Origin of the sequence: Janthinobacterium sp. 13, from assembly GCF_002749695.1 — a bacterium.
Lineage (GTDB): Bacteria > Pseudomonadota > Gammaproteobacteria > Burkholderiales > Burkholderiaceae_D > Janthinobacterium > Janthinobacterium kumbetense.
Genome location: NZ_PEEQ01000001.1, coordinates 5,936,137 through 5,948,655, shown reverse-complemented (window position 1 = coordinate 5,948,655; position 12,519 = coordinate 5,936,137). Strand labels below are relative to the sequence as shown.

The 12,519-nt window shown below is 65.1% G+C and carries 12 protein-coding genes; 2 read left to right on the top strand and 10 right to left on the bottom strand.

The features are described from left to right. The first annotated feature begins 23 nt into the window (after window positions 1–23). The gene (locus CLU94_RS26080; RefSeq protein WP_180278779.1) at window positions 24–1,247 is read left to right on the top strand and encodes a response regulator; all 1,224 of its coding nucleotides are present in this window, start codon (window positions 24–26) and stop codon (window positions 1,245–1,247) included. Here the strand turns inward: CLU94_RS26080 and CLU94_RS26075 are convergent. After that, a complete protein-coding gene (locus tag CLU94_RS26075; RefSeq protein ID WP_099667801.1) occupies window positions 1,229–1,612 on the bottom strand; it encodes an immunity 22 family protein in 384 nt (127 codons plus the stop codon). The genes CLU94_RS26080 and CLU94_RS26075 overlap by 19 nt on opposite strands. A 2-nt stretch (window positions 1,613–1,614) precedes the next feature. Then, entirely contained in the window at window positions 1,615–4,308 is a 2,694-nt protein-coding gene (locus tag CLU94_RS26070; protein ID WP_099667800.1) for a polysaccharide deacetylase family protein, read from the bottom strand. 174 nt (window positions 4,309–4,482) lie between these two features. Here CLU94_RS26070 and CLU94_RS28810 point away from each other — a divergent pair, with 174 nt between their 5' ends. Further along, window positions 4,483–4,605: a hypothetical protein gene (locus CLU94_RS28810; RefSeq protein WP_255206395.1), complete on the top strand. Its 123-nt coding sequence runs from the start codon at window positions 4,483–4,485 to the stop codon at window positions 4,603–4,605. Between the two features lie 19 nt (window positions 4,606–4,624). On the opposite strand, the gene CLU94_RS26065 is transcribed toward CLU94_RS28810, so the two are convergent. Genes CLU94_RS26065 through CLU94_RS26030 form a run of 8 tightly spaced genes read right to left on the bottom strand, consistent with a single transcriptional unit; the run spans window position 4,625 to window position 12,411 of the window. Further along, on the bottom strand, window positions 4,625–5,677 hold the full coding sequence (locus tag CLU94_RS26065; protein WP_180278778.1) for an ABC transporter substrate-binding protein: 1,053 nt from the start codon (window positions 5,675–5,677) through the stop codon (window positions 4,625–4,627). A 48-nt stretch (window positions 5,678–5,725) separates the two neighbouring features. Then, window positions 5,726–6,784, bottom strand: coding sequence for an ABC transporter substrate-binding protein (locus tag CLU94_RS26060; RefSeq protein WP_099667798.1), 1,059 nt, complete (start codon window positions 6,782–6,784; stop codon window positions 5,726–5,728). A 33-nt stretch (window positions 6,785–6,817) separates the two neighbouring features. Beyond that, window positions 6,818–7,699: an ABC transporter ATP-binding protein gene (locus CLU94_RS26055; protein ID WP_099667797.1), complete on the bottom strand. Its 882-nt coding sequence runs from the start codon at window positions 7,697–7,699 to the stop codon at window positions 6,818–6,820. Then, window positions 7,696–8,961, bottom strand: a complete 1,266-nt coding sequence (locus CLU94_RS26050; protein WP_099667796.1) for an MFS transporter — start codon at window positions 8,959–8,961, stop codon at window positions 7,696–7,698. Before CLU94_RS26050 ends, CLU94_RS26055 begins: the two co-directional genes overlap by 4 nt. Beyond that, window positions 8,954–9,718: an ABC transporter permease gene (locus CLU94_RS26045; RefSeq protein WP_099667795.1), complete on the bottom strand. Its 765-nt coding sequence runs from the start codon at window positions 9,716–9,718 to the stop codon at window positions 8,954–8,956. Before CLU94_RS26045 ends, CLU94_RS26050 begins: the two co-directional genes overlap by 8 nt. Then, a complete protein-coding gene (locus CLU94_RS26040) occupies window positions 9,715–10,569 on the bottom strand; it encodes an ABC transporter permease (protein ID WP_099667794.1) in 855 nt (284 codons plus the stop codon). The genes CLU94_RS26045 and CLU94_RS26040 overlap by 4 nt, the downstream gene beginning before the upstream one ends. Beyond that, the gene (locus CLU94_RS26035) at window positions 10,566–11,639 is read right to left on the bottom strand and encodes an ABC transporter substrate-binding protein (RefSeq protein ID WP_099667793.1); all 1,074 of its coding nucleotides are present in this window, start codon (window positions 11,637–11,639) and stop codon (window positions 10,566–10,568) included. The genes CLU94_RS26040 and CLU94_RS26035 overlap by 4 nt, the downstream gene beginning before the upstream one ends. 22 nt (window positions 11,640–11,661) lie before the next feature. Beyond that, a complete protein-coding gene (locus tag CLU94_RS26030; protein WP_099668503.1) occupies window positions 11,662–12,411 on the bottom strand; it encodes a class II aldolase/adducin family protein in 750 nt (249 codons plus the stop codon). Window positions 12,412–12,519 lie beyond the last annotated feature (108 nt).

The window sequence follows — 12,519 nt, the reverse complement described above, 5'->3', positions numbered from 1 at the left end:
TTCAGCCTTTTCAAGGAGCGAGCGTGAACCTGAACGACAGCACCGGCAAGGCAGGCAGTCCCCCTTCCGACGTGCGCAAGCGCGACGTGCTGCCGTATATCCTGCTGTTCATCCTGCTGGCGGGGCTGCTGGCCGTGCTGGCGGGCGCCCTGTTGCCGCCCTATTACCATGCCGTGCCGGCCCTGCTGTGGAGCCTGGGCTTTTGCGTCAGCGGCATGCTGCTGGGATTCCTGTTCGGCATACCGCGCACCCTGCCCTCGGGCACCGTCAACATGGCGCCGCACGACGAGCGCAGCAATGGCAAGGACCGCCCCACGGACGAGCCGCCGGCCGCCGGGGCCGATGCGGCGACGGGCAACGCCAGCAATACCCTGTTCCTGGGCACGCCCACGCCCATGGAAATCAATTCGAATCTGGTGGAAGTGTCGGACTGGCTGACGAAAATCATCGTCGGCGTGGGCTTGATCGAGCTCAAAAGCCTGCCCGGCAGCGCGCGCAACATGGCCGCCTTCATCGCACCGAGCCTGGACACGGACACGCCCACAGCCATGGCCGTCGTGGGCGGCATCATGCTGTTCTTTTCCGTGCATGGTTTTCTGATCGGCTACCTGCTCACGCGTATTTACCTGTCCATCATGATCAAGCGCGCCGACAGCATGGTCAAGAACGAATCCGTGCGCCTGCAAAGCGGCAAGGAAATCGAAGTGGCGGAACTGAGCCGTTTGCAGCAAAAATCGCTGGAGGACATGCAGGAAGCCGTGACGCAGCTGTTGCTGGCCCATCCGCCGTGCGAGGGCGCGGCCGTCACGGCCCTGGCCGGCATGCCGGCGGAGAAAAAACCCGCCAGCCTGGTGCTGTGGCTGGACGACCATCCGCGCAACAATACCTTGCTGGTGGAACAGCTGGAACGGGAAAACATCAAGGTGGACCAAGCGGTTTCGACGCGGCAAGCGCTGGCCATGTTGCAACAGAAGCCCTATGCGCTGCTCATCACGGACATGGCGCGGGTGGAAAACCGCCGGCGCATCAAGGATGCGGGCATACGCACGGTGCGCGAAGTGCAGCATGCCCAGCCCGGACTGCCCATCATCGTGTATTGCAGCAAAGATACGATCGCCAGCTACGGCACGGAAGCGGAGGCGGCCGGCGCACGCTTCATCACCACCTCGGGCACCAGCCTGCTGGCCAGCGTCAACAAGCTATTGCATGAGGAGCGGGGGGATGGCGCTCAGTCTTCCACGCAGTAACGGTAACTGCCCACGTAATGCAGCGAACTGCGCTGCGGGTGCGCCAGCTGATTCGGCGCAAACACGCACACGCTGGCATCGGCCAGCACGCCCTGCGCCTGCGCGTCCGCGCATGCCTGCGCCAGCCAGCTGTCGCCATACGACGCGCCATCGAGCAGCTGCGCCAGCGGCGCGGCCGACGCCAGCATGGCGCTCTCGAAACAGGCCGGCTCATAGGACGTGAGGCCCGTTTCCAGGAAGAATGGCGACGGCACGGCATCGCCGTCTTCCGTGTACGTGGGCGACAGATAAGCCTGCAGCGCTTCCCAGCTGGGAAAGCGCCCGTTGCAGGCAAATACGTGGACGATGGGCGCGCTGTCGGACACGCTTACAGCTTCTCCATCTTTTGCCGCACGGCCGGCGCCGTCGAAGCCGTCGGCGCCAGTTCCAGATAGGTTTTATAGGCCGCTTTCGCCTTGGCCGCATCGCCGGCCTTGGCATACGCGTCGCCCAGGTTCAGGTAGGCAATGGCGCGCGACGGGTCCATCTTGACCGTGTTTTCAAACCAGCGGGCCGCTTCGCGGTATTTTTCCTGCTTGTAGAAGACAAAGCCCAGGTTGTTGGCCGCCAGCGCAAAGTCGGGACGCAATTTCAGCGCTTCCGTAAATTGCGCTTCCGCCGCCGCATACTGTTTCTCCTTGTACAGCTGCAAGCCCCGGTCGTTGGCCCGCTGCGCCAGCTGGCGCGTGGACGACGGCACGGCGCCCGGCGTGACGATCTTCTGTTCGCCGCCCTGCAAATCCTTCACCGTGACGCTGGCCGCTGCCGGTTTGGCGTCCAGCTTGCTGTTCAGGGCGATGGCTTCCGTCGACAGCTGCGTCGTGTTCGGGCTGAGGAATTCCGTCTCGCCCGGCAATTCAAAGACGAAATCGCCCCCTTCCGAGCCGGGCAGGCTGCCGAATGCGGGCGTCTGGTTCGACACGCTGGACACGGCCGGCGCCACATAGGCGGCCAGTTCCGTGGCCGTGATGAGGCCGTCGCCATTCAAGTCGCCCTTGCCCGCCAAGCCTTGCAGCAGGGTCCACGTGAACACGGAGTGGCCGTTCGGTCCGCCGTCGGCCACCAGCTGGTCGCCGCCGCCCGCCGTCAGCATTTGCCGGCCGATGCGCTTGGCGTTGTCGCGCAGGAACGAGCTGGAACCGGCGCCGCGGGTCAGGCCCAGGCCGCTGTAGCACGCATCCATGACGAAGAACGCGTGCTTGGCCGTCAGCGATTCCGCGATATTCTGGATTTCCGTCATCGGAATCGCATCCGTGGCGAACTGCGCCGGATCGGAATCGACGGGCACGATGTAGCCGAGGTCGCGTCCGGAACTGAGCTTGCGCGTGGCGCCGTGGCCCGCGAAGAAGACGAAGATGCGGTCATTCTTTTGCACGCCGCCATGCGCCAGCTTGTCGTGGAAGGCGGCCAGGATGTTGTTGCGCGTCGCTTCACCATTTTTCAGGGTCACGACGCGCTCGGGCGCGAACGCGAATTTCTCGATCAGCGTCTCGCGGATGCCTTGCGCATCGCGCACCGCATATTGCAATTTCGGCCATTTCGCGTAATCGTCGATGCCGATCACCACGGCCCAGGAATTGGCGTAACCGGTGGTGACGGGCACTTTTTCCGGCGCGGGCGCGGAACTTTTCGCCACCTGGAAGCTCGTGCCATCCCAGCCCGCGAATTGATAACCTTCGGCGATCAACTTGTCGAGCACGGCCGGCAAGGCTTTGACCGTGCGTTCATGGATGTCGTGGAACAGGACGATGCCCCGTCCCGCCTTGTCGACGGAGGCCAGCACGCGATTGGTGATCGAGCTGGGCACGGGGTCGGCCCAGTCCAGCGAATCGATATTCCACATCACGGATTTCAAATGCGCATCGGCCAGCGCGGCCATGCCTTCGCTGTTGCGCGCGCCATACGGAAAGCGGAACAGCGCGGCCCGCTCGGGACTGATGGCCTTCAACAGCGTATCGGTGCCGAGGATTTCGCCCTTCAGCTTGTCGCCCGTCTGTTTCGACAATTGTGCGTGGCTGAAACTGTGGTTGCCCACGGCATAGCCCTCTTTCATCAGCTTGCGGCTCACTTCCGCGCCCGCGCCCAGCTTGGCGTGGCCTTCCGCGTCGAGCGATCCCAGATTGCGGCCCACGTTGAAGAACACGGCCGGCACGCCATACTGTTTCAGGATGGCGCTGATTTCTTCCGTGTAGCGGCGGTGCGGGCCGTCGTCAAAGGTCAGCACGATGGTTTTCTTCGGCAAGCCGAGGCCAAAGATTTCCGCTTCGTCCTTCTTGGGTGCGGGCTTGGCTTCGGGCACGGAGCCAGCCGGCGGTGTTGCATAGGGCACGACGATGCCGTTTTCCTTGAGAATCTGTTCGCGGCTGTAGAGTTTCTTCAGCTGCGCCACGTAATCGTCCCACCGTTCACGCTTGAGTTCGATGGCGCGCTGGCCCAGGTTGCCGAAGATTTGCCGGATTTCCTTCTCGTAATTGCGCTCGATCTCGCCCAGCGCGTCGAGGTCTTCCGAAATGCGCTTGTGCAGCTTGATCGCCGGCAAGGACGAATCCTTGGCCACGTCGGCCAGCATGCTTTGCAGCAGTTCGCGGAATGCCAGGCGGTCCGCATCGTACAGGCCGGGATCGGATTCGATATAGGTCAATAAACTGTCGAGCGCCTCAAAGCGGCCCGGATTGGTGGGCGCAGTCAATTGATCCAGCACAAGATCGAGCCTGGCGATGCGCTCCTGGTTTTCATGGAACAGCGCCTGCCCCACTTTGCGGGCTTCATCGCGCGCGCCTTCGGGCAGACTCTGCTCGTCGGCCAGCAGCACGATAATCTTGCGGAAATTGCCCAGCAAGTCGCGGAATTGGGCGGCCACGGCGGCCGTGTCGACGGTCGATTGGGGAGCGGCGGCCGGATTGCCCGCAGCGGGAGCGCCCGGCGCGGCGGTGGCGGCGGGACGGGTGTACGTATAAATGCCGGCCCCAGCGGCGAGTGCCACGACAACGGTGGCGGCGATCTTGATCGGCTTGGAAGTCACAGGCTTGTCATTCCCTTCACATACTATGCATAGCATTCAGATGGCGCGGATGCGCAAGATGCATAATTGTAAAGCACGCCTGGCACAAGCTCAGCCCGCACACATGAATTTCGGCAATAATATGGCTGCAAATATGACAACCAAGCTCCATCGAGCATAAAAACGGAAAAGACGATGCACAAGAAACTCTGCGCAGCCGCGCTGATGCTGGGCGTGGCCCTGATGCTGCTGCAACTGCGCGCACATGCGGGCGACGACGTGATCAACGTGGCGGGACGCGTATGCCTGCCCCATTGAGCCACGTCCCGCGCTGACGCTACACCTTGGCCGGTTCCCAGTAATTGGCCAGCCCCAGCTTTTTCAAGCCGGCCGCGACGAAGCGCGGTTCCAGCAATTCTTCCGCCGTCAACGGTTGCCGGATCAGCTTTTGTTCCTGCGCAAACGCCAGCACCCGGCGGTAATGGCGGTACACGGCATCGTCGTACAGGGGCGACCAGCGCTCCTTCCACTGCAAGCCCGGATCGTCGTAGCTGCGCCGCACCACGCTGTCGGGCGTGCCGTTGCGCGTGCCATCCTTGATGACGGCTTCGCGGTTGCCGTCGAGCGCCGCCCAGTGCTGGGCCCGCAGCCAGGCCGTGGCCACCAGTTCCGCGATGTCGGGATGGGCTTGTGTAAAATCGCGCCGCGCCCACAGTTCCGCGCGCATTTTACGCTCGGGTAAGCCCTTGCTGGACCAGATGATGCGGCCGATGCCCTTGTCTTCCAGCGGATAGCCATTGATCATGAACAAGGCGTCGACGGCGCCCGTGGCCAGCGCGGCCGTGCCCGGTTTGAGGTCCATATTAATCAGGCGGAAATCCGTGGGCGACATGCGCTGGTCGGCGATCAGCTGGCGCAAGCCCAGTTCCCACGGCCGGCCCCGGTGCACGCTGATGCGCTTGCCTTTCAGCTCGGCCAGCGACGTGGCGCGCGAACCGGTGGGCACCAGCAGGAACTGGTCCGTACCCCTCCCCGCCGGCACGATCACCTGCGTGCGCACGCCGCCCGCGTTGAGTATGACGGACGGCAAGTCGCCATACGCGGCCATGTCGATGCGTCCGCTGGCGAACGCTTCATTCATCGTCGCGCCCGTGTCGCCCGTGACGGGCAGCCATTCCAGCCGCACGCCCCGCTGCTTCAGTTCGCGCGCCAGCCAGCCTTCCTGCTGCACCCGGTAAGCGATGCCGCCCAGTTCCGCCTTGCCATTCTCTGCAAAACCCGTCGAGGCGATGCGCAGGGCCGCCGGCGGCGCCCCCGCCTTCGCCGCCGACACTGCCTGTCCCGCCAGGGGCAGCAGCGCCAGCCCGCCCATCACCGTGCGTCGCCGCATCGCATTCTCCTCATCATCAAGCATGGCCACTGTCGACGTACTTCCCGCTCAAGCCGCCCGGCGCGCGTGCGCCAGCGCCGCTTCGAAAGGACGGGGGTCGATCCACGCGCGCACGTCGACCTTGCTGGGCAGGAAGTTCCAGCGGAACAGGAAATCGCTGAAATCCTGCAAGCCCGCGATCGACGTTTCCGCCAGGTCCGTGTCCAGGCGCAGATGCGCATCCTTGCCGTAAGCCACTTGCACCCAGTGCTCGCTGGCATTCGATTCGCGCGCGAGGAAGCGCCGCGTCTCGTCCGCATGGCCGCGCGCCCACGCTTCGGCCCGCAGCACCTGGTCCACCAGGGTCACGGCAGAGCTGAAATGGTTATCCAGCAAGTGCGCATCCACGCTCAGGGTGCGCGGCGTGCCGTTGTTGGCGCGGATCAAGGGTTCCGGGTGGCTGCCCGTGTCGATCACCGTATGCAAACCGAACTGCTGCGCCAGCTGGGCGGCCGACGCGCCTTTCAGGAAGATGGCGTCCACCTCGCCCCGCAAGAGGCCCAGCAATTCCGGGCTTTGCCCGCCGCGCCGGGCGCCGCTGAACAGATTCGTTGCCGCGCCCTTTTCCGGCGGCGCCTCGCTCTGGCCCGTGTTGACCACATAATCGACCAGTTCCACGTCCGCCACGGCCAGCCCTTCCAGGCTCAGCGCATTTTCCAGCCCCCGCAAGGCTTGCGCGCGCGCAAAGTCGATCTGCGCCTTGCTCCACAATGGCAAGCCGAAGCGCCGGCCCTTCAAGTCGCGCACCGTCTCGATGCCGCTGCCGGGCAAGGTCAGTATCAGCTGCGTCTCGTCCGACCACGACAGGCCGATCACGCGCGTCTCGCGCCCCGCCGCGCGCGCCCACAGGGCGGGGATATTGCCGCCGTGACGCACGGAGTTCTGCAGGGTATGGTCGAAATGCGATTCGCGCACGGCTTCCTGGTCCGACTCGCGCAGCGAGCGCAAGCTGGTGCCGTCGGCGCGCAAGGCTTCTTCCAGCCAGCCTTGCTGCAGGGCTATCCCCAGGCCCGTGGGGACGGGGCAGCGCGTGTACCACAGGGTGTCGAGTGCGTTGCTATTGCTCATCTTGTCTCTCCAGGTTGATGGATATCAAAAAAACTACAGCGCCATCCTGCGCGCCCATTCATTGCCATCCCACAAGCTGCTGGGGTGTTCTTCCCGCGCCACGGGCGCGTGCGATTCGTCGAGGTCGCTGAAATCCGCATGCAAGCCGTCGCGGATGGCGACAAAGCCGGCCGAACCCCGCTGGCGCGGGTGGGCCAGCGGCACGTCCTGCACGCGGCGCACCTTGCCGGGACGCGCGTCGAGCACGACGATGCGGTCGGCCAGGTAGACGGCTTCATCGATGTCATGCGTGACCATCACCATGGTGATGCCCTCGTCTTGCCACAGGCGGCGCAGTTCCTGCTGCAGGCGCAAGCGGGTCAGCGCGTCGAGCGCGCCCAGCGGTTCGTCCAGCAGCAGCACGTCGGGCCGTCCCACGAGGGCGCGGGCAATCGCCGCCCGCTGCGACATGCCGCCAGATAACTGATGCGGATACGCGTCCGCATAGCCATCGAGGCCCACGCGCGCGATTTCCGCCGCCACGCGGGCTTCGCGCTCGGCCAGCGGCACCTTGGTATTGCTGAAAGCCACGGCCACGTTTTGCTGCACCGTCAGCCAGGGAAACAGGCGGTGATCCTGGAACACGAGGCCCCGGCGCAAATCCGTGCCACGGATGGGCACGCCATCGTGCAGCAGCAAGCCCGTGTAATCCGTGTCCAGGCCTGCCAGCAGGCGCAGCAGGGTTGATTTACCGCAACCGGACGCGCCCACGATGGCGACGAATTCGCCCGGTGCGATGGTCAGCGAAATATCGTCGAGCACCGGCAGCGGCGCGCCTTTCAGGGAAAACGACTTGCTCACGTGCTGCACTTGCAAGCCGCCGCTCAGGTGCGGCTGTTGCGGCGACAAGGCCGATGGGGAAACAAAATCATTCATGGCGCACTCTCTGCAGTGGGGGCGAGGGAAGGAATGGCGGCGGGCGGCGACCGGCGCAGCCAGCGGCTGCCGTGGAAAACCAGCCAGGCGGCCAGCCAGGGAAATAGCCAGATCAGGAACACATTGCGCAAGCCCGTCAGATCGGCCAGGCGGCCCGCCGCCAGCGCGCCGGCCGTGCCGCCCACCATGCCGAACAGGGTCAGATGGGCGGAAACGCGGGCCTTGTCGACGGGCGCGCGGGCGATATTGTCTGTATTGACGAGGTTATTCACGCCCAGGCCCAGTCCCAGCAGCACTGAGGCGGCCAGGTAGGCGATGCTGGAAGGCCACAGGCCCAGGATCAGCAAGGCCGCCATGATGGCCAGGTGGGCGCCGCCATATAGTTGCTCGCGGTAGCGGCTGGCTAGCACGAAGCGGCCCAGGAACAGCAGCACGAGCACGCAGCTGAGTCCCTGCACGGCCATCAGCCAGACGGAGTGGTGCGCAGGCCAGTGCAGCACGCGGATGGCCAGCAAGATGGAAAACACGCCCACGCTGGACGCCGTGAAGCTGGCGAGGATTTCAAACAGATAAGTCACGCGCACGATGGGCAGGCGCAGCAGTTCGCGCAGGCTGGCCGCGCCCGGCAGCGTGGAGTGGCCCGCCTGCTTGCGCGGCGCCGTATTGTCAGGCAACACTTGCCAGCCCAGCACGGCCAGGATGGCGAACATCAGGGCCGAGATCAAAAAGCCCGCCTTCAGCCCCAGCTGCGCGATCAGGTAATTGCCGCACAGGGGTCCCAGGAACTGCATGCCGAGTATCAACGTCCCCTTGTACCAGCCCGCCTTGCCCTGCCCCAGTTCCGGCAAGCGCACGAGAAACACGGTACTCATGGCCACGATGCGCAGGGAAATGCACAGGCCGACGAGAAACATCAGCAAGGCCACCCATTGCCAGCCGGGCAGCCACGGCAGCACGCAAAAGGCCAGCGCCAGGCTCAGGCTGACACCCGCGTACAGATGCTTCGGATTGCCGCGTGACAAGATGTAGCCGGCAGGAATGGTGCCCAGCGCCATGGCCAGGGTTTCCGCGCTGCTGATCGCGGCCAACTGGAAGTTGCTCACGTGCAAATGCAGCCCCAGCAAGGTGGCCAGCACCTTGTTCATGCCGATGGTCACGCCCGACAGCAGGGTCAAGCCGATAAAGCGCAGCAAGAAGGCGCGCAGCTCGCCTTCGCGGGCGCTGACGGCCGCGTCCGGTTGGAATGGCAGGGATTCACTCACTGCTGCGCCCCTTCACCAGCAGGCGCGCGAGACGCGCGAACGCCACGTTCATCGCTTGCGCCAGCAAGGCGATCACGAGCACGGCCAGCAAGACGACATCCATGCGGCCCGACACTTCGCCATTGAGCAGCAATGAACCCATGCCGGGACCGGCTGAAAACAGCAGTTCGCCGCCCAGGCAAGCGAGCCAGGCAAACGCCAGCGCATGCGTGACACCCGTGACGATGGCCGGCATGGCGCCCGGCAACAAGATCTGGCGCAAGGTCTGCCAGCGTGTCAGGGTCAGCACTTGCCCCACTTCGCGCAAGCGCCCTTCCACCTGGCGCATGCCCGCATACGTGTTGAGCACGGTTGGATAAAAGGCGGCGATGGCGATCACCAGCAGCTTGGCGCCGTCGCCATTGCCCACCCACAGGCCCAGCAAGGGTATCAGGCCCAGCAACGGCACTTGGCGGATGCTGTGGAACAGGGGGCCGATCAGCCGGTCCGCCAGCGGCGACTGCGCCATCAGCGCGCCCGTGACGATGCCGGCGCTGCCGCCCAGCAACAAGCCGGAAAGGGTACGGCCCAGGCTGGCGCGCAGGTGCACCCACAGCTCGCCCGTGACGAGCAAGTCGCGCAAGCTGTGCGCCAGGTCGCCCAGGGAGACAAAGATGTAGGCGGCCGCCGCGCCCTGGCCGGACGCCCATTGCCAGGCGCCCAGCAAGGCCAGCGGCAACAGCGCGCCCTTGATGATCTGGATCAAACGTTGTTTCATGCGGCGCCTCTCTTACCATCGCCACTACGTTTCCAGCGCATCAGCCGTGCTTCCAGCGCGTGGCAGGCCCGGTCCAGGCCGAAGCCGATCACGCCCGTCAACACCACGCCCACCATCACCACGTCGAGGCGGAACATTTGCCGGCCCATTTCCATCATCTGGCCCAGGCCGCTGTCGGCGGCCAGCAATTCCGCGCCCACCAGCACCATCCACGAGCGCGACAGGGCGATGCGCATGCCCGTCAGCGCTGCCGGCACGATGGCCGGCAAGACGATCAGGCGGATGCGCTGCCAGCGCGAGAAGCAATACACTTGCGCCACCTCAAAGTAGCGCTGCGACAGGTTGCGAATGGCGTCATGCACGGCCAGCGCAACGATGAAGAAACTGGCCTTGGCAACGATAAACACTTTAAAACTCTCTCCTATGCCGAACAGCAAGATGAACAAGGGGATCAAGGCGACGGTCGGCAACTGGCGCAAGACATTGAAGGTGGGGTCGACATAGGCGCGCAAGCCAGGGGACAGCCCCAGCACGACGCCAAAGGCCAGGCCGCCGCTGGCGCCCAGGCCGAAGCCGGCCAGCAGGCGGAACAGGCTGATGCCCAGGTGCTGGCCAAGTTCGCCGCTCTCGGCCAGGTCGCGCGCCGTCAGCAGTACTTGCCATGGCGACATCAAGATGTGCGCAGGCATCCACTCGAAGGTGGTGGCGGCCGTCCACAGCAGCAGCAAGGCCAGCGGCGACGCCCACACGGACCAGGGTGAACGGATAAAGCGCTGCAGCAAGGGGACTGGGGCTGCACGCGCTGGCGCGGGGGCGCGCGGCAAGGCGATGGCGCGGGCGATGGAAGTCATGGCGCCCAGTACGTTTGCAGTTTCAGCTGCGCCAGCGCCGCGTTGACGAACTGGGGCGCGAACAGGCTGTCGACTTGCAGGGGCCGCCCGATCAGGCCGGCGCTCTTCGCATATGCCGCCTCGCCCACGTAATGCTGGCGCAGGCTGGCCGTAAACAGGGGCGACCAGCGCGCCTGCCACGGCGTATGGTCGCCCGCCAGTTCGCGCCGCACCACGCTTTCCACCTGGCCCGCCGCCGCCTCCGTGCGCACGTATTCCTCTTCGCCACCGGCGCCGGCGGCCCGGTGGTGTTCGCGCACATAGGCCGTCACCACCAGCTGGGCCAGCTGCGGCCAGCGTTGCAGGAAGCCGCTGTCGGCCCACAGCTCGGCGCGCATCTTCCAATCCTGCGGCGGCGCCTTGCTGGCCCAGATGATCTTGCCCACCTTTTTATCTTCCAGCAAGAAGGCGTCGCTGAGGGTAAAGAAGGCATCCGCGCCGCCCGTCGCCACGGCCGCCGCGCCCGCCTGCGGATTGAGGTTGAGGATCTTGACGTCGCGCAAGGTCATGCCGTTCGCTTCCAGCAAGCGGGCAAATGGGTATTCCCACGGCCGCCCCCGGTGCAGGGCGATCTTCTTGCCCTTCAAGTCCTGGATGGATTTGGCCGTGGAACCGTTCGGCACCACCAGATAGGTGTTGTTGGCGCTGCCGCCGGGCAAGATCAGCCGCGTCTGCAAGCCCGAGGCATTGGCGATAATCGACGGCAAGTCGCCATACTGGGCCAGGTCGATCGAATGGTTGGCAAACGCTTCATTGACCTGCGTCGCCACGGAATTGGTGGTGACGGGCACCCATTCCAGCTTCACGCCCAGCTTGCCCAGTTCGGCGGCCAGCCACCCAGTCGATGCCACCTGGGCGGCGGAACCGGCAAACACGGTCTTGCCGGACGGCGCCGTGCGGGCCACGACGGCGATGCGCACGGCGGTCGGCAGCGGATCGGCGGCCGCCGCCATCGCTGGCGCCAGCAGGCTGGCCGCCATGGCGGCGGCGACTGCCTTGCGCCAGCTCAAACGTAAGAATTTCAATGACATTGCGGGCCTGTTCGTGAAAGGGTTACACCAGGTCGGTGGCGGGTAACAAGGACAGCGCGCGCGCCGTGTCGATCAGCTTGCTCATCTTCCATTGCTGCAGCAGCACGCCGGGACCGAAATCGCGCGAACCGCCGATGGCTTCGGCCGCGATCTGGATCTTCGCGCCCTCTTCCAGCAGCAAGATGAACTCGGCCAGCTTCAGCAAGCCCTGTTTGCCCCACACGGTGGCGCCTCCATTCGCTTCCAGGATGGCCGTCGCATGCGTGTTGCGGGCGATTTCACCGAGGATGAAATCGACTTCCGGCTGGCGGCGGTCGATATAGATGGGAATTTCGCGCACCAGCTGGTAGCGCTGCACGGGCACGTAGCGGATCGGCAGGGTGCGGTGCGTCTGCGCCCATGCGCCCAGCGACGGCGAGTGCACGTGCGAGATCGACGTGACCTCCGGCCGCTCGCGGAACAGTTTTAAGTAGCGCGCGCCGCCGTTGTTCGCGTCGCCCGCGAGCACCGTGCCGTCGAGCGCCAGCACGGCCGCCTTCAGGGCTTGGCCGCGGCGGAACGGGCCCGGATCGTTGACCACCACCACCTTGTCGCCGCCCGGCGTGCGCTCGACGAAGCCCACCGTGCCATTGGCCGTCAGGCTGCCCGTCTCGCGCAAGCCGTCGAAGGCGATCTGCGCATCGCGGCGCACCTGCTCCACGAAGGCCAGTTCGGCCGCCGTCAACTCCTGCACCTGTACTTGTTGTGCTTCCGCTTGTGCCACGTCCGTCATGTCATGCTCCATTCGTTGGGGTTGGAATACGGGTCAGTCCTGCCTCTACTTTCGCAAGACGCGTGCCAGCGCCAGCGCGGGGAAAATGGTGCATGGCTGCTGCCTGCG